We start from the raw sequence: 25,206 nt of genomic DNA on the forward strand, positions 1-25,206 counted from the left end.
ATGATTGTTTGAAGATGCCGCTGCTGACTATTCATCACAAGACCGTTTATCGCTACGCGCGCCCGGTGGCGTTCGGTGAGCACCGCATCATGCTGCGCCCCCGTGACGGCCATGATCTGCGCGTGCTCGACAGCGCACTTGTGATCGATCCACAGCCGATGTCGCTGCGCTGGATCCACGACGTGTTCGGCAACAGCATGGCGATCGCCGCCTTCGACGAGCGCGCCGACATGCTGTCCTTCGTCTCGACCGCGACGGTGGAGCACAATCCGGCCGATACGTTTGCGCTGACGCCGGACGATCCCGCCTATTTCTATCCGTTCCTCTACGACGATGAGGAATTCCCCGACCTGCAGCAGTTCATTACGCCGCAATATGGCGACCCGAACGGTGAGCTGTCGGCCTGGGCGCGGCGCTTCCTCGATGTCGAGGCGCCGACGCCGACTTTCAAGATCCTGAGCGGCATGACCCACGGCATCCGCGAGGCGTTCAGCTATCGCAAGCGCTATGAGCAGGGCACCCAACATCCGCTCGACACGCTGCGCACGCAGTCCGGCACCTGCCGCGACTATGCGCTGTTCATGATCGAGGCGCTGCGCCGGCTCGGCGTCGCCGCGCGCTTCGTCTCCGGCTATCTCGCCATGCCGCCCGGCAGCGCGCACGGCTATGTCGGCGGCGGCTCGACCCATGCCTGGGTGCAGGTCTATCTGCCGAGCGCGGGCTGGATCGAGTTCGATCCGACCAACGGCATCGTTGGCACGCGCGATCTGATCCGCGTCGCGGTGGCGCGCGACCCGCGCCAGGCGATCCCGCTGCACGGCGTCTATCTCGGCGCGGCGGACGCCTTTCTCGGCATGGATGTCGACATCAAGGTGGTCTCGGTCGGCGAGAACGCGGAGCAGGAGACGGCCTGACGATGCAGATCAAGGTCGGCTTCGAGATCACCTACACGGCGGCGCAGCCGACCCCGATGGTGATCATGCTGTCGATCCATCCGTCGCGCTACGCTGACATCGTCGGCACGGAGCGCCTTTCGACCGAACCGGACGTGCCGATCGGCCTCTATCGCGACGGCTTTGGCAATGTCTGCGGGCGGCTCGTTGCCCCCAGCGGTGGCGTCACCTTCCGCGGCAGCGCGCTGGTGCGCGATTCCGGACTGCCTGACATCGTCAATCCGGCTGGACAGCAGCTGCCGGTCGAGCAATTGCCGGACGACATGCTGCTCTATCTGATGCCGAGCCGCTATTGCGAGACCGACAAGCTGACCGATGTCGCCTGGTCGCTGTTCGGCAACACACCGCAGGGCTGGGCGCGGGTGCAGGCGATCACCGATTTCGTGCACCACCACGTGACGTTCGGCTATCAGCACGCCCATCACATGAAGTCGGCGCACGACGTCTATGAAAGCCGCGCCGGCGTCTGCCGCGACTTCGCGCATCTGGCGCTCACCTTCTGCCGCTGCATGGGCATTCCGGCACGCTACTGCACCGGCTATCTCGGCGACATCGGCGTGCCGCCGGACCCGGCGCCGATGGATTTCTCCGGCTGGTTCGAGGTCTATCTGTCGGGCCAGTGGTACACCTTCGATGCCCGCCACAACACGCCGCGGATCGGCCGCATCCTGATGGCGACCGGCCGCGACGCCGCCGACGTCGCCCTCACCACGAGCTTCGGCCGCATGACGCTGACGAAGTTCGTCGTGGTGACGGACGAGGTGGCGGCGGCCTAGCGTCCCCCGGGATTTTCTGTCATTCCGGGATGGTGCGTTGGCACCAGACCCGGAATCTCGAGATTCCGGGTCTGGTCCTTCGGACCATCCCGGAATGACAACTGAACCTATGACCTCCGATATTCTTTTCGTCTACGGCACGCTGATGCGCGGCTTCGACCATCCGATGGCGAAGCTGCTCGCGGGCAATGCCGAATTCCTCGGGCCGGCGCAGTGCCGCGGCCGGCTCTATCTGGTGAAGCATTATCCGGGCCTCGTGGTGTCGGACGATCCGGCGGACATCGTGCATGGTGAGCTGTTCCGCTTGCGGGAGCGTGAGGCCATGCTGCGTGAATTCGACATGTACGAAGCCTGCGGCGAAGGCTTTCCGCCGCCGACCGAATATGTCCGCGAGATGCTTGCCGTCACGCTCGCCGACGGCAATGTGAGCGAGGCGTGGACCTATCTCTACAACTGGCCGGTCACCGAGCTGCCGCGGATCGCGTCAGGAAAATTCCTCGAGCATTAGCGCTCGGACGTACCGCATGTTTCGTCATGCGCGGGCTTGACCCGGGCATCCATCTCACTTCGCAATAGTCATTCTCTTGATGGATTGCCGGGTCATAGGCGAGCGGAAGCGACGCCGTCATTCTGACGGCTGTGCCGGCCACCACGAAAGAGAAGTCAATCCTCCCGCACCACGCGGATGTCGACCTCGCGCTCGACATAGCTCCATTCCTCGGTCGCGCGCAGCATGCCGACCAGTTCGTCGAACAAGGTGACGTGGTCGGGGGCGAATTCGAACCAGGTCAGGAAGTCGAAGGGCATGCCGAGGTCGCGCGAATGAAACAGCTGGCGGGCGATTGCGGGGAGGAATTTCAGGGTGCCTTCGATGTGGTGCGACTTGTCCTCGAAGATCTTGCGGCGCTCCTCCTGCGTGAGCTCCCACCACGCCGCGGATTTCCGGATCGGGATCAGCGCCGCGTGCGTTGCCTCGCTGCGGCCGAGCCCGGCCTGCACGGCCAAGAGCTTCTCGCGCTCCTCCTTCTCGGTGTAGCGCAGATGGCTGGCGACGCCGGCTAGCCGCCAGGAGGTCTGCGCCGGCAGCAGCGGCAGCGCGATCGATTCGCTCGCAACGATCGACAACGCCGCGACCTTCGGCAGCGTCTCGCCCTTCACCCGCGTGATGGACGTGACCTGCCAGCCGCCGCTCTGTCCGCCTCTGAATGTCGTGAACATGGCCTATCCAATCCCGGAAGCGGGGAGGGGGCAAGCTTGCCGCACAGGCTCTCCACCGTGGATTTGGGGGTAACCCGCTCGACGGAGCCGCGACGGGCCAGACCTGTGAATAGCCCGGAAAAGCCCCACATTGTTCGGCATGGCGGGCCGTGCCGCTATATGGCTAACCGGTTGTCCGCGATTCGCCGCCCGAGCCCAAAATCCTGACTGATGCGTTTCACGCCCGAATTCCTCGATGAGCTGCGCGCCCGGCTTCCGGTCTCGGAAGTCGTGGGCAGGCGCGTCAAGCTCAAGAAGGCCGGCCGGGAGTGGAAGGGGCTGTCGCCGTTCCAGCAGGAAAAGACGCCGTCGTTCTTCGTCAACGACCAGAAGCAGGCCTGGTTCGACTTCTCGTCCGGGCTGAATGGCAACATCTTCGACTTCCTGATGAAGACCGAGGGCGTGACTTTCCCCGAGGCGGTGGAACGTCTCGCCGCGATGGCGGGTGTCCCGCTGCCGGCGGTGACGCCCGATGCCGCGCGACACGAGCAGCACCGCCGCACCCTGCACGACGTGATGGAACTGGCGACCAAGTTCTTCGCCGACACGCTGGCTTCGCGGGGCGGCGCCAAGGCGCGCGGCTATCTTGCCGACCGCGCCATCTCGCCGGCGACCCAGCTCCAGTTCCGGATGGGCTATGCGCCGCCGGATCGCTTCGCGCTGAAGGAGCATCTCGGCGCACTAGGTATCTCCAGCGACGACATGGTAGAGGCCGGGCTTCTGGTGTCCGGCGAGGACAAGCCGGTGCCGTTCGATCGCTTCCGCGACCGCGTCATGTTCCCGATCACGGATGCCCGCGGCCGCGTCATCGCATTCGGCGGGCGTGCGCTCGAAAAGGACGTTCCGGCAAAGTACCTGAACTCGCCGGAAACCACGCTGTTTCACAAGGGCGACAATCTCTACAATCTGTTCACCGCGCGGCAGGCCGCGCATGACGGCGCGCAACTGATCGTCGTCGAGGGCTATGTCGACGTCATCGCCATGGTCACGTCGGGCTTTCCCGGCGCCGTCGCGCCGCTTGGCACCGCGCTGACCGAGAACCAGCTCGGCCTGCTCTGGAAGATGGTCGACGAGCCGATCCTCTGCTTCGACGGCGACCGCGCCGGACAGAAGGCGGCTTATCGTGCTGCCGACCTTGCATTGCCGCAGCTCAAGCCGGGCAAGAGCCTGCGGATTGCGCTGCTGCCGGAAGGGCAGGACCCCGACGATCTCGCCCGCTCCGGCGGCCGCGGCGCGATCGAGGACGTGATCTCGGCCGCGCGTCCGCTCGCCGAAATGATCTGGTCGCGCGAGATCGAGGGCGGCAATTTCGATACGCCCGAGCGCCGCGCCGCGCTGGAGGCGCGGATCGGCGAGCTCACCAATGGCATCCGTGACGAGGTGGTGCGCCGCTATTACCGGCAGGACCTGCAGGAGCGGCTGCAGCGCAATTTTGCGCCCGAGGGCGGACGCGGCGGTTATGGCCGCGGCGGCTACGGAAGGGGCAATTTCGGCGGCGGCCGCGGCGGCGAATCACCCCGCCAGTTTGTCCCCCGGGGACCTGCCCAAAACGGCCGACAGGGAGGCCCGCAGGGCGGCCGGTTCGGTGCCACCCCCGGGATTTCACGGGGTCCCTATCAGGCCGCCAGCCCCCAATTGGCCAACAGCCCGATCATGCGCGGCCAGCGCAGCGCGATCTCGCGCCGCGAGGCCCTGATCCTGCAGTCGCTGATCAACCACCCTTGGCTGCTGCACGACCATCTCGAGGAGGTGGCGGCGCTGGAGCTCGCCCATCCCGAGGCCCACAAGCTCAGGGCCGCCATCATCGCCGCCTTTGCCCACGACCATCACCATTCCCCCGACGCCGAGGAGCAGGCCGAGAAGATGCGGGCCGACCTCGAAGCGGGCGGATTATCCTTGATTCTTCAAAGGGTTGAGCGGGCGATCACAACCCAGGCGGTGTGGGGCGCGCAGATCGGCGCGGCGCGCGAGGATGTTTTATCAACCTGGCGTCAACTCGTTGCCTTGCATCAGAAAACCCACGCCTTACTTAGGGAAAGAAAAGATGCGGAAGCGGCTTTGGCTGAAGACTCCAGCGAGGCCAATCTGGCATGGTTGCAGGATATCCAGGCCCGGATGGCAGAAGCCGACGGGACCGAAGCCCTGATTGAAGGGTTCGGCGAATTATCGGGCCGGTTCCAGCGTAATGTCTGATAACAAAAATGCTGCGGACGGCGCTGGCCGCACCCGCAAAAAGACTCGCCAAATCCATGGTTTGGCTGCAAAAACAGGGTTAAGCGAAACTTAATAGCTACCGTAGCATTTTCAGGCGAAGTGGTTCCCGGTTCGCCGTCAGAAAATGCGTCAGATCTAGATCTGTCGCGTCTTCCGATCGTAAAACCGGTATCCACTTTTACGGAAGACGCGACGGGCTATTGCAGATTGGAAACCGTCGAGACGGATGACAGGGGTGGCGAGATATTGCGCCGCCCTTTGTGCGTCGAGAGAGTAAATCTAGATTTCGTGCGGATGCGCGTGCGTGGCGCCATTTTGCATGACCGCGTTTCGGGAGCTTAGTGAATGGCCACCAAGGCAAAGACGCTGCAGGTTAAGGACAAGGAAAAAGACGACAAGGCAGCGGATGCTCCTGAGAAGGATGCCGCTGACGCGCCGTCGCCGTTGCTCGACCTGTCGGATGCCGCGGTGAAGAAGATGATCAAGCAGGCCAAGAAGCGCGGCTTCGTGACCTTCGATCAGCTCAACGAAGTGCTGCCCTCCGATACGACGTCGCCCGAACAGATCGAAGACATCATGTCGATGCTGTCAGACATGGGCATCAACGTCACCGAGGCCGACGACAGCGAGGGCGAGGACGAGAAGGACGACGGCGACGACGAGACCGATAACGAACTCGTCGAGGTCACGCAGAAGGCCGTCACCGAGGTCAAGAAGTCGGAGCCCGGCGAGCGCACCGACGATCCCGTGCGCATGTATCTGCGCGAGATGGGCACCGTCGAGCTGCTCTCCCGCGAAGGCGAAATCGCGATTGCAAAACGCATCGAGGCCGGCCGCGAGGCGATGATCGCGGGCCTCTGCGAAAGCCCGCTGACCTTCCAGGCCATCATCATCTGGCGCGATGAGCTCAACGAAGGGAAGATCTTCCTCCGCGACATCATCGATCTCGAAGCCACCTATGCCGGCCCCGAGTCCAAGGGCGGCATCAATCCGAACCTGATCGGCAACAACGGCGCCGAGGGTGCCGCCGCTGAGGGCAATGGCGGCGACGCGCAGGCCGGTGCGCCGGCCCATGTCGCGCCGCCGGCAGCGCCGCCGTCGCCGACCCCGTTCCGCGCCGCGCCCGCCGGTGGCGAAGCCGCCACCGAGGAGAAGGATCCCGCCGAGGCCGCCGCCGAAGGCGACATGGACGACGACGAGTTCGAGAACCAGATGTCGCTCGCCGCCATCGAGGCCGAGCTGAAGCCGAAGGTGGTCGAGACCTTCGACAAGATCGCGTCCGAGTACAAGAAGCTGCGCCGCCTGCAGGAGCAGGACATCGCCAACCAGCTGCAGAGCGAGTCGCTGTCGCCCTCGCAGGAGCGCAAGTACAAGAAGCTGAAGGACGAGATCATCGTCGAGGTGAAGTCGCTGCGCCTCAACCAGGCCCGCATCGATTCGCTGGTCGAGCAGCTCTACGACATCAACAAGAAGCTGGTCTCGTTCGAGGGCCGCCTGCTGCGCCTCGGCGACAGCCACGGCGTCGCGCGCGAGGACTTCCTGCGCAACTACCAGGGCTCCGAGCTCGACCCCCGCTGGCTCAACCGCGTCTCCAAGCTGTCGGCCAAGGGCTGGAAGAACTTCGTCCATCACGAGAAGGACCGCATCAAGGACCTGCGCCACGAGATCCAGTCGCTGGCGGCGCTCACCGGGCTCGAGATCGGCGAATTCCGCAAGATCGTGCACGGCGTGCAGAAGGGCGAGCGCGAGGCCCGTCAGGCCAAGAAGGAGATGGTGGAAGCCAACCTCCGGCTCGTGATCTCGATCGCCAAGAAGTACACCAACCGCGGCCTGCAATTCCTCGACCTGATCCAGGAAGGCAATATCGGCCTGATGAAGGCGGTCGATAAGTTCGAATATCGCCGCGGCTACAAGTTCTCGACCTACGCCACCTGGTGGATCCGGCAGGCGATCACCCGCTCGATCGCCGACCAGGCCCGCACCATCCGCATTCCCGTGCACATGATCGAGACGATCAACAAGATCGTCCGCACCTCGCGCCAGATGCTGAACGAGATCGGCCGCGAGCCGACCCCGGAAGAACTCGCCGAGAAGCTCGGCATGCCGCTCGAGAAGGTGCGCAAGGTCCTCAAGATCGCCAAGGAGCCGCTGTCGCTCGAAACGCCTGTGGGCGATGAAGAGGATTCGCATCTCGGCGATTTCATCGAGGACAAGAACGCGATCCTGCCGATCGACGCCGCGATCCAGTCCAACCTGCGCGAGACCACGACGCGCGTGCTGGCCTCGCTCACCCCGCGCGAGGAGCGCGTGCTGCGCATGCGCTTCGGCATCGGCATGAACACCGACCACACGCTGGAAGAAGTCGGCCAGCAGTTCTCGGTCACCCGCGAGCGCATCCGCCAGATCGAAGCCAAGGCGCTGCGCAAGCTGAAGCACCCGTCGCGGTCGCGGAAGCTGCGGAGCTTCCTGGACAACTAATATTTCCGATTGTCATTGCCGGACTCGACCCGGCAATCCATCGAGACAACAACGGCGGGCCTGGGCCCGCCGTTTTCATTTTGATCCGTCTCCGACGTCATTGCGAGGAGATTGCTTCGCTGCGCTCGCAATGACGTGGATAGAGTTGTGTGGACGCCGCTACTTCTTCTTCGCGCCGACGCGCTCGATGGACTTGATCTCGAGCGGCGGGCGGCCGCCCTTTTCGGCGATCTCGCGGTCCTGCTCGCGCAGGAAGGCACGCACCGGCTCGTCGCCGTCGAGCCCGCCAATGAGCTCCGACGGCACGCGGCGGTTGGAGCGCTGCGAGCCGTCTTCATAGAAGACGTTGAAGAAGGCGAATTCGCCTTTGGGATTGGTCCCGGGTTTTTTCGGCATGCGCGGCTTGTCCTCGATCGGGGCGCCGCTGTCAAAGCAAATCGCCGCCGGTCTGCCCTGCGCCGACCTGCCCTGCGCGATCGGGTTGCGTGCGGCCCTTGCGCAACGCCGGGCGCAGTTCGGCCCGGCATGCGCTCGCGGTGCCCGTCCGGTCACATCAACGACATATACGGCTCAGCCCTCGAACAGCACGAACGCCGCCCACACGCTGGCGTCGCCCGCGCCCGCGACCTTGCCGTCGCGCGCATCGCGCCTCGTCTGGCGCAGCGCATCGGAATAGGTCAGGCCCTCCGCGAGGTGCTCGTAGAACCGCACGGTGAAATTCGCGGTGCCCTGGTCGGCGACCGGCCACAACGTCAGCAGTGCCCGCCGCGCGCCGGCGATGCCGAGCGCGGTCGGCAGGCCGCGCAGGCCGCTGACGAAGCTCTCGTCGCCGCGGCCGGTCTCGCAGGCCGACAGCACCAGCAAGTCGAGCCCGGACAGGTCCCAGTCCATCAATTCGAAGGCATAGAGATAGCCGTCGTTCTCGTCGCGCAGCGGAAATCGGCTGTCGCCGGCGCCGGACAGCACGATGCCGCTCTGCCACAGCGTATCGAGGCCCGACGCCGTGCCGTCGCGATAGAAGCCGTGCGTCGCCAGATGCGCGATGCGCGCCTTGCCGATCGCCGCGCGCAGCGTGCCTTCGCTGACGCCGCGTCCGGTCAGCATCTCGACCGGCGCGCCGCGGGTGCGGGCGAGTTTTGCGATCGCCTCGATCTCGGTCCGGGTCGCGGGCAGCGGCATCGGCCCCGGATCGCCGTATTCGATGCCGCCGGCGAGCAGCATCGCGCCCCGCTGATCGAGCGTCTCGCGCGCATGGATCGCGATCAGCGCATCGGGGCTGGTCAGCATCCGGATCGTGAACTTGTCCTCCAGCAGGCCGCCGCCACTGCCGGGCAGCAGCGCGAACGGCACGGCGAACAGGAAGCCGTCCGGCACGACATAGAGCGTGGTCTTGTCCTTCAGCAGCGGCTCCAGCGGCGCGAACAGCCGCGCCCGGAGGTTCTGGAAGCGGCCCTTGACGTCGGGCGCGTGCGTGTCGGGATCCGGCGCAGCGGCCCGCGTCGCGCGCAGCCGCGCGATCTCGGTGCGCGCGCCGGTGTCGACCATCCGGCCGGGATCGCCGAGATCGACCACGCGCGGCTCGCTCGTTGCGGTCTCGACGATGGCGTAGAGCACGGTCGCCGCCAACGGGTCTTTCGCCTGGCGATCCGCCTTCCATTGCCGGGTGATGAAATAGTTGACGACGGCTTCCTGCGCCGCGAGCAGCTGTGACGGACGGATCGGGTCTTGCGGTCGCTTCGCACCGATCGCATCGAGCCGCTTCTGCAGCGCCTTCTCGGCGGCGTCCTGCCGCCCCCACACCGACCTCGCCCAGTCGTCGATATTGCCCGACGAGAACAGCTCCTGTTTCTCGCCGTTGAGCCGGAGCGCCGTCCGCAGCAGCGTCGCGGTCTCCTCGTCCTTGCCGGCGACCTCCGGCTCGAGCTGGCGCAGCGCCGTGGCGTCGGCGCCGCCGAGCGTCTTCCAGCGCAGCACGGCGGCGGCAAAGGCCGGCTGCGCCACGGCGGAGCCGGCGCCGGTGGCGAAGCGGCCGAACGCGAACAAGAGATGGTCGGCATGGGCGCGGATCGCTTCGGCGACGGCGCGATCGCCCGATGTGCCGACCTCGCGCTTCATCCAGTCGAACATCTCGCGGTCAAGCGCGGCGAAGGCCTGCACCGCGCGGCTCGGATCATCAGCGATCAGGGCGGTCGCGATGCCGAGCTTGATCTCGAAGCTGATCGGATGCTGCGCGGTGAAGGCGCGGGTCGAGATCGCCAGCGCGGTCTCGCGCAGCCGCATCCCCTTGTCCCGCTCGCGGCGCTGCTCGCGTTGGCCGGCAGCCAGCACCGCGGATTTGATGCGCAGGAAATCCGCATAATTCGCCTCATTGGCGACGATCGCCTCCAGCCGCCCCAGATCGGCCGGCGCGATCGCGGCATCGCCGGCGGCGAGCATGTCGGTGTAGAACAGCCAGCCGTCGGCCTGTCCGGCAAAGCTCGGATCCTTCGGCGCCATCGCGGCCGCGATCGCTCGGTGGCGGCGGAAGTAGCGGCGGGCGTCGTCGAAGCGGCCGAGATTGAGGAAATCCTGGCCGGCGTTGTTGACCGTCACCAGCGTGTTGAGATGGTTCTCGCCATAATGTCTGGCGCGCTTCTCGATCGCGAACAGATCGAGCTCGAGCGCCTTCGCCGGCGCGCCGATCTCGCGCAGCATGTCGGCATAATTGTTGGCGAGCTTCCAGGTGGTGCGATGGTCGGGCCCCAGCGCCTTCTCCGCGCGCTCGAAATTGTGCCGGCCCAAATTGGTCGCCGACGCCGCCGAGCCGTTGGCGGACAGCGCGACCGCGAGCTTGTCGCTCGCGATCAGCGATTCCTCGGAGCCTTCGCCCCAATAGGCGTTGAACGCCGCGATCGCCTTCATGTAGAGCGGAACGGCTTCGGCGATCCTGGCGTGGTCGGACAGCAGGATCGCGTACATCAGCAGCACGTCGGCATTGCCGGGCGGCCGTTGCGCCGCCGCCTTGCTCTGGAACGCGCGCACGAACAGTTTTTCGGCGAGATCGTCGCGCTTGACCGCGCGCAGCGTCGTGGTCGCGTCGAAATACTGCTCCATGACGAATTGGGCGTCGTCGAGCTTGTCGGCGGCATCCAGTGCTGCAAGCAGCTGTGCATAGCCCGCGTCGAACTTGCCGCCGCGCGTCAGCGCGATGGCGTTCTTCATTTGCGCGGCGATCGTCTGCGTGCTGCCGGCGCCTTGCGCCGGCGCGCGCTTGGCGGGGGCGTTCTGCGCGGCGGCGGTGCCGATCGCTGTGCTCAAAACAGCGCCGAGCGCGAGCACGACACCGATCGATGCGGCAGCCCTGCGCGCGCGTGCGAAACCCAAGGGGAAGCCCAAGGCGATCGTCATCGGCAGCACATCCTCATCCCCAAACGCGTCATCGGATGGCATCCCCAAATGACGGCGGCGTTGCAGCCGGCGTGCCTGGCTTTAGCGGCGCGGCTTTGCATGAACAAGACAGCGCAACCGGCCGCCTGCCGGCGGAAGCAGCTTGTCCGGCCTGTGCTTCTTGGTCGCGGCCGGCGGCTTCGGCGTTCATGCGTCGCATCCTCAAATGCTGCCGTGCGGTGCGTCGCTCGCCCGGGCACCGCTGCTTGCATGCCACCGGCAGTCAAGCCAACGGACGATGTTACCGCCGGCCGGCCGGCCCGCCGTTCGCGCAGAGGCGAGGGCAGAGGTGAGGGAATGGCTGGCGGTGGAGCCTCGCGCGCCAGCGCACTTTTCCGGCAGCGGTCTTTCGTATCGTCGCGCAAACGAACGACGGCCGAAAGTTGAGCTTGTTCTGACCATCGTCACTTGCGCCATCCCGTCCGATTCGCGTATGAGGCGCATCTCTCTCTTTCTACAACCTTTCCTTCGAGAACCGACGCCGATGTCCCACGCCACAATCGACGCCAACAAGGCGCTCGTGCTCGCGCATTACGACGCCGTGACCAACCGCCACGATCCCGAGGCGATCCGCGCGCAGTTGGCGCCCGACTTCTTCGACCATGCGGTGGGCAAGCGGCTGAGCGCCGAGGACGTGATCGCGCATTCGGCCGCGATGCACGAGACCTTCGCCGACCTGTCGGCGGTGGCGGAATGCCTGGTGGCCGAGCGCGACATCGTCGCCGGCCGCTTCGTCTGGCGTGGCCGGCACCGCAGCCCGTGGCGCGGCATTCAGCCAACCGGCCGCCACGTCGAATTCCGCGGCATGACGTTCTGGCGGATTCAGGACGGCAGGATTTCCGAGCGCTGGGCGGAGATCGATTTTGTGGACCTGGAGCGCCAGCTCAGGGATTGAGCTTCAGCTACGTGCCGATCGGTTGATGGATGCGCGTGGTCATTCACCGTGCGAACATGGATTGAGGCGCGTAGCTGCGGCAGCGGTGGATGGAGCGTCGTGCCGACACTTTGACTGCCTCGTTTGCTCCATGGCATGATCGGCCAATCGAAGCAGGGGGATTTTTGCATGCTCAGGTGTCGTTTGGCGGTTGTGTTCGGCGCCTTGCTGCTTGCCACCCCCTCCTACGCCGCGCGCTGCGGCGGCAGTTTTCCGACCTTCGTCCAGTCGTTCTCGCAGGAGGCGGCGAGCGCCGGCATCCAGCAGGACGTGATCTCCGCGGCGCTCGGCGGCGTGCAGCAGGATGGCGGGGTGCTCGCCTTCGACCGCCGGCAGCGCTACACCTTCAACAAGACCTTCGAGCAGTATGTCGCAACCCGGGTCGGGCCCGGGCGCATCAATGGCGGCCGCGCGATGCTGCAGCGGCACGCCGCGCTGCTTTCGAAGATCGAGCAGCAGTATGGCGTGCCGCGCCAGATCCTGGTCGCGATCTGGGGGCTCGAGACCGATTTCGGCAAGGGCGACATGGGCAAGCTGCCGGTGTTCCGCGTGCTCGCGACGCTGGCGCATGATTGCCGCCGCACCGACCTGTTCCAGGGCGAGCTGCTCGCCGCGCTCAAGATCGTGCAGCGCGGCGATCTCCGTCTCAACGACATGATCGGCGCCTATGCCGGCGAGATCGGCCAGACGCAATTCTTGCCGTCGTCCTACATCAAGTATGGCGTCGATTTCGACGGCGACGGCCATGTCGACCTGCGCCACTCGGTCGCGGACGTGCTGGCCTCGACCGCGAACCTCCTGCACACCAGTGGCTTCAAGATGGGCGCGCCCTATGGCGAGGGCACCGCGAATTTCGAGGCGATGCGCGAGTGGAACAGGGCGGTGATCTATCGCAAGACCATCGGGTATTTTGCCGATCAGCTCGTGGGGCGGTGAAGGCGCGGCGGCCTTATCCGTCATTGCGAGCGGAGCGAAGCAATCCATCTTTCGGCAAATGCGAGACGATGGATTGCTTCGTCGCTTCAGCGCAAAATTGCTTCGCAATTTTGTCGCCGAGCTCCTCGCAATGACGATCGTTTCCATCGGGCCGCATCACGCATGGAAAAATGGATTCCGGGCTCAGCCCTGCGGGCTGCCCTCAGATGCGCAATTGCGCATCGGGGAATGACGGGTTGAGAATTCTGGTGTCTCCATGGAAACCATCGGCAGCCAAAAAATCCGGTCGTTCTTCGACCGCCGCGGATGCCAGGTCGCGAAGAACTCGGCGGTGCGGGAGGGGCCGGGCCATCGCGTCGGCTCCTATCTTGAGCTCGCCACCAAGATCGCCGAGCTGCAATTCCTCAACCGCGATCATGTGCTCCTGTTTCGCGGCCAGGGCGCCGACTACAGGAACATCAAGCGCAACTCGTCGCTGAAGCCGACGCTGTTTCGCGGCGGCCGCGGCAATCCCGATCAAGCGACGCTGGTCGGGCGGTTCGATGCGCTGCAACGCGCCGAGCGGATCCTGATCGCCGAATACGCCAGCGAAAAGCTGCTCGGGCTCGAGCGGTTGAAGCGGCATCGCATCCTGCGCTGGTCGATCCTGCAGCATTACGAGGTCTGCACCACGCCGCTGCTCGACGTCACCCATTCGATTCGGATTGCCGCCTCCTTTGCCTCGCTGGCGGAGACCGGCACCGCCTTCCTCTATGTGCTCGGCGTGCCGAATCTGAGCGGCGCGATCACCGCGAGCGCCGAGGCCGGCCTGCAGATCGTGCGCCTCTCCAGCGTCTGCCCGCCGTCGGCGGTGCGGCCGCACATCCAGGAGGGCTATCTGCTCGGCGAGTATCCGGAGATGTCCGGCACCGAGCAGAAGGAAAACTACTTTCCCTACGAGATGGATTTCGGCCGGCGGCTGGTCGCCAAATTCTCGTTCGCGCCGGCGTCGTTCTGGAAGAATGATAATTTTCCGCAGGTGGCGAGGAGCGCGCTCTATCCCTCGGAGCGGAGCGATCCGCTATTCCGACTGGCGCTCCGGGTGAAGAAGCAGCTGGGCGGGTAATCTCGTGTCGCGATGACGCGCAGGCGTGACTCGCAGGCATGGTATGACCCGCGGGCCGTGCAACATCCCCGGTGTCGTCCCGGGCTTGACCCGGGACCCATAACCACAAATGTCCGTGTTGCACGACGCTGTGGCCCCCGGCGTGCCTCACCAACCCAATCCTGTGGTTATGGGTCCGGCTTTCGCCGGGACGACGGCGGTGCGCGGGTTACTCCGCGCTATCGTGCTACTGGCTCGCACTCGCGGCATCGCGCGCGATCCGCCGCGCCGCCGTCTTCTCCATCATCCGTTGCATCGTTTTCCAGTAGGTCGCCGGGCGGAAGCGTTGCAGCAGGTCCATGAAGTATGCGTCCTTGCCGATCAGGATGCGCGGCTGGTTCTTCTCGATGCCGGCGATGATGCGCTGCGCGGCCGCGGTCGGCGTGGTCCTGGCCAGTGCGTCGAAGCGCTCGATCGATTCGGCGCGGCGGGCATTGTCGGTGACGCCGGTGCCGGCGCGCGAGTTGCGCGCGATGCTGGTGGCAACGCCGCCCGGATGCACCACGGACAGACGCACCGGGCTGTTCGCCACCGCAAGCTCGTGGCGCAGGCTTTCCGAGAAGCCGCGCACCGCGAACTTGGCCGCGCAATAGGCGCTCTGGCCGGGCGGGGCGATGATGCCGAAGATCGACGAGATGTTGACGATATGCGCCTCGCGCCGCCGCGAAAGCTGCGGCAGGAAGGCGCGGGTGCCGTGCACCACGCCCCAGAAATTGATGTTGAACAGCCACTCCATCTGCGCCTGATCGAACTCGCCGAACTCGCCGAGCAGCGCGACGCCGGCATTGTTGACGACGATGTTGAGCGAGGGGTGCGCTGTAACGGCGGCCTCCGCGAACGCCGTGATCTGGTCCGGCTCGCTGACATCGAGCCGATGCACGGTGACCTTGCGCGGGCTCGCTTTCGCGATCTCCGCGGCGGCGGCCTGCAGGCCGGCCTCGTCGCGGTCGGCGATCGCCAGATCGCAGCCGCGCAGCGCCAGTTCATGCGCGAGCGCGCGGCCGATGCCGCTGGCGGCTCCGGTCACGGCAGCGGCGGATCCAGGGATCGCGGTCATGTCGGGTGAGCTCCATCTCAACGGGGGTGGTGGTTGCCAAGCGAGGAACACGGCATTTCCACGCTTTTCTCAAATTGGAACTGAACCATCCAGTGATTTTGGGCATTTAATCTATGTTACGCGCTCGAAGCGAAGCATTCAAACCAAGGGAGCCACCCATGGGACAGTCAAAGCCCTACCGTGCGAAGGCCCTGGTGGTTGAGGACGACCCGATGCAGCGCGAGATGATCGGGCTGCTGCTGGAGGAGAGCGAGTTCGACGTCATCGCCTGCGAGAGCGCCGAGGCCGCCGAGCTGGTGCTGCAGGGCAACGGCGACAACGTCGTGCTGATGATGACCGACGTCGAATTGGCCGGAAACATGACCGGCATCGAGCTCGCTTATGCCGCGAAGAAGTACAGACCCGATCTCGACGTGATCGTCACCTCGGGCAAGCCGCTGCGGCAGCGCCTGCCCGAAGGCGCCTTGTTCTGGGCCAAGCCCTGGGCGCCGCTGGACGTGATCCGGGTCGCCGAGATGAAGGCGTCGGAGCTTTCGCATCGCGGATGGCGCAGGTCGTCATAACGGGGTGTCGACGCTGGCGCCGGGCGGAGGCCGGCAGCCGCTTCCGCCGTCCCCGTCGCCGTGATATTGGCGGACGATGTCCCGTCCGCCTGTCCCGCCCGCCGAGGATTTGAAGTGACCTGGTCCTTTCTGCTGACGTCGCTGATCGTGGTGGCCTCGCCCGGCACCGGCGTGCTCTATACGCTGGCGGTGGCGCTGACCCCGGGGAGCGCGGGCGAGCGTCGCGGCGGCGTTCGGCTGCACGCTCGGGATCGTGCCGCAGATGATCGCGGCGATGCTCGGGCTCGCCGCCATCCTGCACACCAGCGCCGTGGCGTTCGCGGCGCTGAAATGGGGCGGCGTCGTCTATCTGCTCTACATGGCTTGGCAGGCGCTGCGCGAGCGCGGCGCGCTTGCCGTCGACACCGAGATCAAGCCGCGCTCGCGCCGGCGGGTGATCGTGACCGCGATCCTGATCAACATCCTCAATCCAAAGCTGTCGATCTTCTTCCTGGCCTTCCTGCCGCAGTTCATCGCGGTCGACGAGCCGCACCCGCTGGCGCGGATGGTCGAGCTCAGCGGTGTCTTCATGGCGATGACCTTTGCGGTGTTCGCGGTCTACGGGCTGTTCGCCGCCTCGGTGCGCGACCGCGTCATCACCCGGCCGAAGGTGATGGCCTGGCTGCGGCGAAGCTTTGCCGCGGGCTTTGCCCTGCTCGGCGCCAGGCTCGCCTTGGCGGAGCGCTGACGTCGCGGCCGTCACGCCCGGACGCAGGCAATAAAAAAGCAGGCGTTGCGCCTGCTGCCTTGCGCCCGTCAGTTCGGGGCCGATCGATGTAGGGTGGTGAATTCGAGGTTGACGTCGCTGCGACCGGTTGTCCCGGTCCGGGTGCCCGGGCAGGGCAAGCGCCGCTACCCGGGCTGGAATTCGTTACTTCTTGGCGGCCTTCTTCTTGGTGGCCTTTTTCGCCTTCGCCTTCTTCGCCTTCTTCGCTTTCTTAGCCATAGTATCCTCTCAGGGTTTCATGGATTGAACGCGACTCCGAGGCATGCTTGGCGGAGGGCCAGCCTCGCAACATCCTCGATATCAAACTCAGCAGATTCGGAGGCTGCTGCCGCGTGCTGTCACGGCGCCGTCATCGTGTTATCCACAACTGTTACGCGTTTTCGCCAGCTTTTTCGCAAAGCGTTGCGCATGTCGCGCGTCGCGGCGTCGGCGCATCCGTCATGCTTAACGATGCGCAAACGGCGGATGCGCAGATCTTCATCAATTCAAAACCACGGCGCGGATTGGCACGTTGTGGGTGACGCTCCGTTAAGCGGCGCGGCCGCATGCTGTTCCGTAAGACAACGGGGATTGTCATTTGAGGAAGCGCCCCGGGGGCATGATCCGGACAAGTGCGAAGCGGTTTTCCGAAAAGATCATGCCAAAACAAGAATCTAACGCGCGATGATGATTCAGCCTGATCTCATCGCGCTTTAGCGGCAGACGGTCATTTCAGGAGAGGCGAGGCCGATACGGCTCTCGAACAGGGGCGATGTTGAGCGTTCCGACGCTTTGGACGGTATTCATTATCAATTTTCTCGCGCTCGGGCTGATCTGGGCCTATGTCGCGCGCAGCTATCCTGCTTTCGGCGCGGCGCGGTTCTGGACCGCGTCGGCCCTCGTCGCCTCCGCCGGGGCCAGCTGCGCGATGCTTCGCGTGATGCTGACGGACTCGCTGCTGCCGCTGCTTGCGGCCGGGACCTTGATGGTGTTCGCCGCCGGCCTTGCCGCGATGGGCATCGAGCGGTTCTACGACAAGCCTGCGACCTGGCGCGCCGCCCTGCTGACCACGGCGCTGGCCTTCGCCGGTCTCGGCACCTTCATCTTCGCCTATGACAGCATGCCGATGCGCATCCTGGTCTACACCATTGCCCAGGTCACGCCGTTCGCGCTGACGCTGAAGCTGTTGCTGTCGTCCGAGAACGGCCGCGTCAGCCCCGGTGCCCGGCTCGCCGGCATCGTCGCCTCCGTGCTGATCGGCATCTATGCGCTGCGTGCCGTCGGCGCGCTGCTGCAGCCCGGCGAGTTCTCCTTCGTCCGCTTCTCTGCGGGGCAGTCGCTGGTGATCCTGCTGATGGTGTTCCTGTCGATGGCGCTCAATTTCGGCTTCCTGCTGATGGCGATCGACCGGCTGCGCAACGAGGTCGCCGACCTCGCGCTGCTCGACGATCTTACCGGCGTCGGCAACCGCCGCCATCTCTTGCAGCGGCTGACCGAGGAATGCGCGCGCTCCGACCGCAACGGCGAGGCGTTCGCGCTGCTGGTGATCGATCTCGACGGCTTCAAGGGCATCAACGACACCCATGGCCACGCCGCCGGCGACGCCTGCCTGCAGCATTTCACGCTGATGGCGCAGACGCGGCTCCGCCCGGGCGACATGCTGGCCCGCACCGGCGGCGACGAGTTCTGCATCGTGCTGCCGTCCTCGACGCTGCGCGAAGGCGCGATGATCGCGCGCCGCGTGCTCGAGGTCTGCCGCGCCGATGCCGAGCAGTGCACCGGCAGGGACATTCCGATCGCGGTCTCGATCGGCGTCGCGCAATGGACCCGCGAGATCGGCCTGCATCCCGATCGCCTGGTCGCCGCCGCCGACCACGCGCTCTACGACGCCAAGAAGGGCGGCAAGAACGGCTACGCGACCTACGAGCCGAAGCCGGCGCCCGAGACGGTCGAGGCGAGCCTGCGCAAGCGCGCCTGAGCGTGCTAACGAGAGACGACACCGGATCTCCGTGATGATGCCTCGCCTGCTCACCGCACTTCTTGTGCTTGTCCTGTTCGCTGCCGCATCGGCCGAAACGCCCGATCTCGCGGCCATCGCGCGATCGCAAGGCACGCCCGAGATTCCCGGCTTGAAGATGGTCTGGCTGGCGCCCTGGGGCGACGTCGCCAAATCGCATCCCTGGCGCAATATCATCGTGCACCAGACCGAGGGGCCGCAGGGCTCGGCGCGATACGGCGCCGAGGCGCAGCACAAGAACCCGACCCGGCGCGGCGTCATGATCTGGGTCGAAACCGACGGCACGGTCTATTGGGCGGTCGCCGACAGCCTCGTTCCGACCCACACAGACGGCGCCGATCGCAACGACAACAAATACATCGACAACAGCAAGACCTATCACCAGGTGAACAAGGATACGTCGATCGGCGTCGAGTTCTCCGGCAATTATCCCGACGTCACGACGGGCCCGACCGACGCACAGGTCGCGGCCTGGCGGGTGCTGGTGAAGCTGCTGCGCGCGCGTTACGGCATCCCGCCGGAGCGCGTCTACGCCCACAACTGGATCGACTTCAAGGATGCCCGCTACTGCGAGGGCTGCGCGCTCGCCACCATGGCGCGGCAGTGGGGCGAGTAGGGCAGGTACTCATCAAGATCCGGGACGCTAGCGTTTGGTGACGAAGCGGCAACCCGACCCGACCTCGGCGATATCGCCTTCTGAGCCCCTAGCCGACATAGCCAAGAGCGCCTGTTTTGTCCGCTTCGTAGGATGGGTGGAGCGAAGCGATACCCATCAAGCTTGTGCTGCGCGGTGGGATGATGGGTATCGCTGCGCTCCACCTATCCTACGGACTGGCCAGGGCAGCCTTGACCCATCGCGGACATTTCCTCGTCTTCATCCATTGATCTGGATCAATGCGTCCCCTCACGTTCGCGTTGGCATCGTTCGTTCTGCCAATCCATACGGAGGGTACTATGGAAAGCGCATGCAGGTATCCCTTAGCGTTGATCGTCTTTGCGTTGGCACCGTCTGCTTTCGCCGCCGAGCTCCCAAAAGAAGGCAACTTCGATTACACGGCGTGCTGGTCGGGCACGAGCAACACTATCTCATTTTCCAAGACCCACATCGCGCGAAGCTATGAGCATACCGGCTCTATCCGAAGCAATCCTCCGGGTGGGCTTTTCGACAAAGATACATTCCGGTGCGTAGGGGTTAGTGCATCTCTTGGTGGGAAGATTACTGGCACCACGGTCTGCGAGTCCATTGACCGAGACGGTGATAAGCGACTTTCGTACTTCTCGACGTCAGAAGGAAAGGTAACCAGAGAGACAGTCGCGGGGACTGGGAAGTACGACGGCATGGTCATGACCGCAACGATACAACCCTTAGGGCCTTTCCCGGTCATCAAAGAGGGAACCTTTCAAGACTGCAATCACCAGACTGGTACCTATACGTTGAAGTGATGTTGCATCTTTGCGCGAGGGCCGCCTTTTGGGCGGCCCTTGCTTTGCCCGAACCGGCGATCGAATGTGGACGATGGGTGTTGCAGCACAGGGGCTGGCGTTAACGACGCTTGGCGATTTCCAGCCCGGGCGACATTGCTTCGAAGCTTGTTAAAATTTGCCGGGTACCCCTTCCGGGCATTGCGATCAGGGGAGAAGTATGGGTAAGCGGGCCAAACGTGGAAAGACCGAGACGCTCGCGCTACCAGTGGCCGGAAGAGTTGTAATTGGCGTCGTGGCCGCTGCCGCATTGGGGTACGGCTTGCTGTGGCGGCCGGCGGGCGTTCAACCGATACGGAAGCAAGCTGCGCACCAGGTGCCGGCACCATCTAGTCCAACGCCGTCGACTCCCATTCACGTAGGGGCGGCGGTTCAGGCGCCAGCGCCAGCTCCGGTTCCGATCCCGGTCCCCGCGCCCCGGATCGAAACACCAAAAGCCGCTGACGCTCCCGGAAAATTCGCTCGACAGGTGGTTGACTACGTCAGTCACCAGCCGCCGGGCACCGTCGTCATCGATACCGGCAACACATTCCTTTATCTCGTTCTGAACGGCGGGCAGGCGATGCGCTACGGCATTGGTGTCGGCCGCGAAGGTTTCACATGGTCCGGTGAACAGGTCGTGGCCCGCAAGACAGAGTGGCCGGATTGGCGTCCGCCGGCAGAGATGATTTCGCGCCAGCCTTATCTGCCGCGGTTCATGGCGGGCGGCCCCGGCAATCCGCTCGGTGCCCGGGCGATGTATCTGGGCGATACCGAATACAGAATCCACGGCACCAACAAGCCCGATACGATCGGGAAGCGGGTTTCGTCCGGCTGCATCCGGCTCACCAATGACGACGTCACGGACCTCTATGATCGGGTGAAAGTCGGCGCGAAAGTGATCGTGCTTCCGGCACCAGCTGCCCATCGACCATCCCCGGGCGCGCCGCCCGACGCCGCCGTCTCATCGCAGGAACCGGCGTCGCCGTCGAGCCGGCCCTCGGCAGTCAACGCGCAACCGCAGGCTTCTCGATCGAAGATGGCCGACGCCCAGTAACTCAATTCTTCTGTCCCAGATCTACAACTTGAGAAGCAGCCCCGTTCAAAATGGGCTGGGTGGCCGCACCGTAACCTGCGGCATGCCAGGCGTCGGTGCGCTGTATGAGACCGTATGATCGCGTGCGTGGGGCATTGGTAGTAGCGCGCTGCAGCAACAGCGGTTTCTTGTGGATCAAATCCGGGAAAGTCGTAGCGTCGTGAGTAGAGGCTGTGCCGCTACAGCCTTCCAGCCCCGGCAGCCCCAGCTCACCCCCTGAGCTGGGGCTTGCTTGGTTCCTCGTTCGATGGTCGATCGGGATGGATGGCGTCGAGTACGGCCTGATAGGTCTAGCGATCGTTTTCTTCGTCGTCGGCGGGGGCGCTCTTCTGCTCGGATGATCAGCGCTACAACCCCCACACCATCGCGATGGCCAAGAGCACCAGCATGCAGGGACCGCGGTCACAGGCGCCCTTTCGCGTTAGCGATCACGTCTCACTGAGCACATCGTAAATCGGCAAATGCCCGCGGCAATTGCCATTCGGAACTGGTCCTAACCAACAGACGGGCAGGCAAATCGCATGCGCAAAAGTAGTAGCGCGCCGCAGCATTGCGGTTCGTAGTGGATAGAAATTGGGAAAAAGGCGCAATGTAACGTCGTGGGCGGAGGGCGGCCGCTACAGCCTCCGAAGCCGCGTCAGTCCCAGCTCAATCCGCCTTCCAGCTGGGCGCACCGGACGGGGAGGGAGATTTCATGAGGGCAGCGCTCTTGGCATTATCGCTCGTTGGTCAGCCGCCCGTACAAATTTCAGACAGTGTTCCCAACTTCGACATCAAGTCGCTTTGCGCGGACGTTTCCGTTGACGATAAAGCGTCGGGACTTCCCCAGGACGCGAGCAAGTGCGTGAGTGACGAGGCGGTTGCGCGGCAGCAGCTAAACTCGATCTGGCTAACTGTCCCGGCGGGACCGCGAGAAAGTTGCGAACTCATGGCAGGGTCAGGGCAAGTACAAAGCTATGTCGAACTCCTCATTTGCTTGAAAATGATTGACTGGGACTCGCCATCGACAGTGCCCTCTCAGAGGCCCAAGCAAGGTTCGAAAACGCCAGGCAATTAACCCAGTTCGATGAATTGCGACGGAGCGCTGTGAAGCGTGGGGAGAGGTCACCATTCAGTCTTCCGAGCGCAGAGTCGCTTCGATGCGCTGGATCAGCCGCTCCCGCAGCGAAGGCACCGCGTTGCCGAGAACGGCGAAGGTGCGGACGATGGGCAAATACGGCTCCATTGCCGCCGTTAGATCCGCGAGAGACATGCCGTTGAGCCGGGCATATTCGGATTGCGCCGCCGCATTGGTCGCGCGCGGCCGCTCCGGATTGTCGGCGACTTCCGGCCCGAGCTCGGACAGGATCACGCGCAAGAACCCAAGCTCGAGGACGGCGGGCCCGCGCATCGCGCTGACCCAGTCGACCAGCTTTGGGCCTTCCGCTGTCATGATCACGTTACCGGGGCTCAGGTCGGTATGGCAGAGCCCGTCGCCCGGCGGCAAGCGATCGATCAGCGCGAGGATTTCAGTGGCGATGTGCTTCGGCAGCTTGCCGTCGTCGTGCTCCAACTGAGCCTCCATATACTCGCGCATGGAGAGGACCTCCGGCGGCAGGGGCGTCTTGTGAATGGACATGGCGAGAGCCGCGACGATCGCGCCGGCCTGTTCGAACGTCACCGCGCCGGTTCGGGTTAGCTGTAGCAGGGTCGGTCCGTCGAGGCGCTGCAGCACGATGCCGAAGCGCCCGTCCAGGGTCACCTCTCCGAACACCTCCGGCACCGGAGCGCCGGCGGCGTGGACGGCGCGGATCATGTGCACCTCGAACCAGGGCATCCGCCGCGGCAAGCCGGGCTTGAACAGTTTGACGACTCGCCCCGGCGCCCAGGCGTAGGCTTCGGAGTAGGCGCCTTCACCGATCTTTTCCCCCAGCGATCCTCGCATGCCCGTTCTCCGCCGTGCAGAGCAAACACCGGCGGCGAGCAAAAAGGAACCCCTCCCGTCGCGGGGCCGCCGGACACCATCGCTGACGGCCTGCGTGACCATCGAGAACGCCGGGTCTTCGAGGTGAACCGGAAGTCCCTCGGTAGCGGCAAGGCTTTGGCGAGTCTCGTCCGAGCCTTCAGCTCGGTTCAATCCAATGGGAAGGATTCGAGACGTACATGGTTCCTCGCGTCAAGAAAGCGGACAATTCAAGTCCCACACCTAAAAACGGCAAGTCGAGCACAATGACGCCCGAGCCCTTGGCTGCCTCGAATCCTCCGTACAGCGTGTGGAGTGCATTTCTCACGTTTTGAAGTAAGCCAATAGCCGTAAAGGTGTTACGCGTATTCAGCGCGGGTGCCACGTACCTGCCGTTTTTCAAGCCATCGATGAAGTACTTGCTGTTATGGATCGATTGTAGTGCCGATTTCGAGATCAGCTTTTCGGTAAATGCGACATTGACGCCCCAGTCATTCAGGGGTTCACGGTGCAACTCATATGGAACGCTGAAACCAAAGCCGATAACAGCAACCGCCCCTCCGCTGCCTCCAAGACCCAGTCCCCACCGGCTGCTAATAATCTGGAGATCAAAGGTCTCCAAATCTCCCAGGTTCACGACGTACGCGGTCGTGCTCTCGATGCCGCCGATCAACAACTGTCCGCCAGACTTGACGCCGAAGCCAAGCCAACGTTTGAAGAACTTGCGTTCCTCCGGATAAAATTGAGGTTTCGGTTGAGGCGGCGGTGGTGGCGGCGGCGGCGGTGGATTTGGCTTATTCCAAACCGAGATGATCACACCACGCCAGGCTTCGTTTTCCACCCCATCCATTTCACCTGCATACTTGGCCGCGCGTTCCCCTTTCGCCACCTCGAGCGCAACTTTGAAATTGTTGGGCACTTGCTTGCGAAGCAGATCAATTACGGCCCGCAGCCTATTCTGCGACAATTCCAAGTTGAAATCGTCGCTGCCGGTACGACTCGCAAGTCCTATGATTGTAAGGCTTCCTCCGCTCCTCAATTTTGGAGCGACGACACTGATCAGCCAATTGGAATGTTCCGGCTTTATGGCGAACTTGCCGACTTCGAAGTTGAACAACTTCGCCGCAATCGTATCCGGTGCCTGCGATCCGTACTCCTGGATTTTTCCAGGTGATGCCATGTTGACTATCTCCCAACGGAGAGACCGACTGCGGAATCGGGTAGGACCCGGATTGAAATATCCGCGTATCAATGGGTCGCTTTGGAGTTTATGCCGGTTCATCGTCGCCCTCGGATTCCCGGCGGCTACTTGAAGGTGCCGTCGAAGTCGGTGAAGGCGAAGCCATAGGACACTCCGTGGTTTTTCGGCGGAATGAGCGTGCGCGGCTCGGGTTTCATTGCGATGTCGCGGCGAAGCGCGGCAGTGGGCGATTAGGGCCGTGTACTCCACTAAAATCCGGGACGCCTGCTTTCGGGGACGAAGCGGAAACCCGATCCGAGTTCAGGGATATCGCCTTCTGACCCGAAGCGGTCCTGCACGCGGATGGCGCGTCGTCGCGTGCGCCATCCGCTCCTGCAATCTATCGCTTGCTATCTCTTGCGAAGAAAAAGAGCCTCAGGCCTTCAGGTCCGTGATCCGCATGATCGCGACCACATTCCCATCATTGTACGCCTGCTCTTTTGTTTCCTTGTTACAGGTCCAGACAAAATTCTTCTTGCCCGTAAAGGTCTTTCCGTCCTGCTCAAGCCGAAGCTCCCCTTCGGTGATATGGCAGATCATGGCATTCATCATCGGGGGGCCCATGGTCTTCGATCCCGGCTGCATAATGACATCGCGCATTGAGACCGTCTTAAATCCTGGGATCAGGGATGGTGTCTCGCCTTCATATTCACGCACCACGACACCTGGCCAAGGTGCCGCATCCTTGTAGCCCGTGGCTTGAGCCTTGGCGGGCTTGATCATGGCAGTCGAAACCGCTGCCAACGCGATTCCCAGTGCGGACCTTCGATCGACCTTCCTCATCGCTTTTCTCCCGACGTTACCGAACGAGCGGCCGCAAATGCAGCGCGCAAAGTTCGTGGTGAACGGTGGTGTGAAACCGAAAAAAGAACGGCCTCTAGGAGAGCGTGTGCCTGCCGATAGCACCTGTGCTGCTCGTTTGCCCGGACGGTGATTTCGGCACGTCCCGCTTCAAGGGCCACGACAT

The 25,206-nt window shown here is 64.1% G+C and carries 19 protein-coding genes and 1 pseudogene; 13 read left to right on the plus strand and 7 right to left on the minus strand.

From position 1 onward, the window contains the following. Nucleotides 1-14: 14 nt before the first annotated feature. The 3 genes from ACZBJS_RS15455 to ACZBJS_RS15465 all read left to right on the plus strand — a co-directional run bounded on the left by ACZBJS_RS15455 (nt 15) and on the right by ACZBJS_RS15465 (nt 2,237). Nucleotides 15-914 (plus strand): transglutaminase family protein, encoded by a 900-nt coding sequence (locus ACZBJS_RS15455; protein WP_168855223.1) that lies wholly within the window; start codon nt 15-17, stop codon nt 912-914. A gap of 2 nt (nt 915-916) precedes the next feature. Continuing rightward, on the plus strand, nt 917-1,729 hold the full coding sequence (locus tag ACZBJS_RS15460) for a transglutaminase-like domain-containing protein (protein WP_229193082.1): 813 nt from the start codon (nt 917-919) through the stop codon (nt 1,727-1,729). Nucleotides 1,730-1,838: 109 nt separating this feature from the next. Next, nucleotides 1,839-2,237, plus strand: coding sequence for a gamma-glutamylcyclotransferase family protein (locus ACZBJS_RS15465; RefSeq protein ID WP_316395585.1), 399 nt, complete (start codon nt 1,839-1,841; stop codon nt 2,235-2,237). Between the two features lie 155 nt (nt 2,238-2,392). Here ACZBJS_RS15465 and ACZBJS_RS15470 read toward each other — a convergent pair whose 3' ends face one another. After that, the gene (locus ACZBJS_RS15470) at nt 2,393-2,947 is read right to left on the minus strand and encodes a chlorite dismutase family protein (RefSeq protein WP_076827947.1); all 555 of its coding nucleotides are present in this window, start codon (nt 2,945-2,947) and stop codon (nt 2,393-2,395) included. 210 nt (nt 2,948-3,157) lie between these two features. Here ACZBJS_RS15470 and dnaG point away from each other — a divergent pair, with 210 nt between their 5' ends. Together dnaG and rpoD are read left to right on the plus strand one after the other, a co-directional pair. Further along, nucleotides 3,158-5,179 (plus strand): DNA primase, encoded by a 2,022-nt coding sequence (gene dnaG, locus ACZBJS_RS15475; protein ID WP_316395570.1) that lies wholly within the window; start codon nt 3,158-3,160, stop codon nt 5,177-5,179. A gap of 366 nt (nt 5,180-5,545) precedes the next feature. Further along, entirely contained in the window at nt 5,546-7,678 is a 2,133-nt protein-coding gene (rpoD, locus tag ACZBJS_RS15480; RefSeq protein WP_057018061.1) for an RNA polymerase sigma factor RpoD, read from the plus strand. 159 nt (nt 7,679-7,837) lie between these two features. Here rpoD and ACZBJS_RS15485 read toward each other — a convergent pair whose 3' ends face one another. Further along, a complete protein-coding gene (locus tag ACZBJS_RS15485) occupies nt 7,838-8,074 on the minus strand; it encodes a hypothetical protein (protein ID WP_026192271.1) in 237 nt (78 codons plus the stop codon). Nucleotides 8,075-8,248: 174 nt separating this feature from the next. Beyond that, nucleotides 8,249-11,065 carry a CHAT domain-containing protein gene (locus ACZBJS_RS15490; protein ID WP_316395573.1) on the minus strand — a complete coding sequence of 939 codons (2,817 nt, stop codon included), beginning with the start codon at nt 11,063-11,065 and terminating at the stop codon, nt 8,249-8,251. 328 nt (nt 11,066-11,393) lie between these two features. Here ACZBJS_RS15490 and ACZBJS_RS15495 point away from each other — a divergent pair, with 328 nt between their 5' ends. From ACZBJS_RS15495 to ACZBJS_RS15505, 3 genes are all read left to right on the plus strand, one after another. After that, nucleotides 11,394-11,999: an ester cyclase gene (locus tag ACZBJS_RS15495; protein WP_156436298.1), complete on the plus strand. Its 606-nt coding sequence runs from the start codon at nt 11,394-11,396 to the stop codon at nt 11,997-11,999. A 168-nt stretch (nt 12,000-12,167) separates the two neighbouring features. Further along, nucleotides 12,168-12,974: a lytic murein transglycosylase gene (locus ACZBJS_RS15500; RefSeq protein WP_076827939.1), complete on the plus strand. Its 807-nt coding sequence runs from the start codon at nt 12,168-12,170 to the stop codon at nt 12,972-12,974. 256 nt (nt 12,975-13,230) lie between these two features. Next, the gene (locus ACZBJS_RS15505; protein ID WP_316395574.1) at nt 13,231-14,079 is read left to right on the plus strand and encodes an FRG domain-containing protein; all 849 of its coding nucleotides are present in this window, start codon (nt 13,231-13,233) and stop codon (nt 14,077-14,079) included. Between the two features lie 226 nt (nt 14,080-14,305). Here the strand turns inward: ACZBJS_RS15505 and ACZBJS_RS15510 are convergent, their stop codons facing one another. After that, nucleotides 14,306-15,175 (minus strand): SDR family NAD(P)-dependent oxidoreductase, encoded by an 870-nt coding sequence (locus ACZBJS_RS15510; protein WP_057018056.1) that lies wholly within the window; start codon nt 15,173-15,175, stop codon nt 14,306-14,308. Between the two features lie 158 nt (nt 15,176-15,333). On the opposite strand from ACZBJS_RS15510, the gene ACZBJS_RS15515 reads away from it, so the two are divergent. The 5 genes and pseudogenes from ACZBJS_RS15515 to ACZBJS_RS15535 all read left to right on the plus strand — a co-directional run bounded on the left by ACZBJS_RS15515 (nt 15,334) and on the right by ACZBJS_RS15535 (nt 21,018). Then, nucleotides 15,334-15,738, plus strand: a complete 405-nt coding sequence (locus ACZBJS_RS15515; RefSeq protein ID WP_057018055.1) for a response regulator — start codon at nt 15,334-15,336, stop codon at nt 15,736-15,738. Nucleotides 15,739-15,852: 114 nt separating this feature from the next. Beyond that, nucleotides 15,853-16,465: pseudogene (locus ACZBJS_RS15520) on the plus strand (LysE family translocator). Nucleotides 16,466-17,255: 790 nt separating this feature from the next. Next, nucleotides 17,256-18,461: a GGDEF domain-containing protein gene (locus tag ACZBJS_RS15525; RefSeq protein WP_057018054.1), complete on the plus strand. Its 1,206-nt coding sequence runs from the start codon at nt 17,256-17,258 to the stop codon at nt 18,459-18,461. A gap of 34 nt (nt 18,462-18,495) precedes the next feature. Further along, nucleotides 18,496-19,116: a peptidoglycan recognition protein family protein gene (locus ACZBJS_RS15530; protein ID WP_057018053.1), complete on the plus strand. Its 621-nt coding sequence runs from the start codon at nt 18,496-18,498 to the stop codon at nt 19,114-19,116. A 1,026-nt stretch (nt 19,117-20,142) separates the two neighbouring features. Next, nucleotides 20,143-21,018 (plus strand): L,D-transpeptidase, encoded by an 876-nt coding sequence (locus ACZBJS_RS15535; protein ID WP_057018051.1) that lies wholly within the window; start codon nt 20,143-20,145, stop codon nt 21,016-21,018. 1,150 nt (nt 21,019-22,168) lie between these two features. Here the strand turns inward: ACZBJS_RS15535 and ACZBJS_RS15540 are convergent. From ACZBJS_RS15540 to ACZBJS_RS15550, 3 genes are all read right to left on the minus strand, one after another. Beyond that, nucleotides 22,169-22,981: an aminoglycoside phosphotransferase family protein gene (locus ACZBJS_RS15540; RefSeq protein WP_076827929.1), complete on the minus strand. Its 813-nt coding sequence runs from the start codon at nt 22,979-22,981 to the stop codon at nt 22,169-22,171. Between the two features lie 178 nt (nt 22,982-23,159). After that, entirely contained in the window at nt 23,160-24,179 is a 1,020-nt protein-coding gene (locus ACZBJS_RS15545; protein WP_316395575.1) for an OmpA family protein, read from the minus strand. Nucleotides 24,180-24,614: 435 nt separating this feature from the next. After that, entirely contained in the window at nt 24,615-25,022 is a 408-nt protein-coding gene (locus ACZBJS_RS15550; RefSeq protein ID WP_057018049.1) for a hypothetical protein, read from the minus strand. Nucleotides 25,023-25,206 lie beyond the last annotated feature (184 nt).

The sequence above is a fragment of the Bradyrhizobium sp. KZN70725 genome (assembly GCF_055264925.1).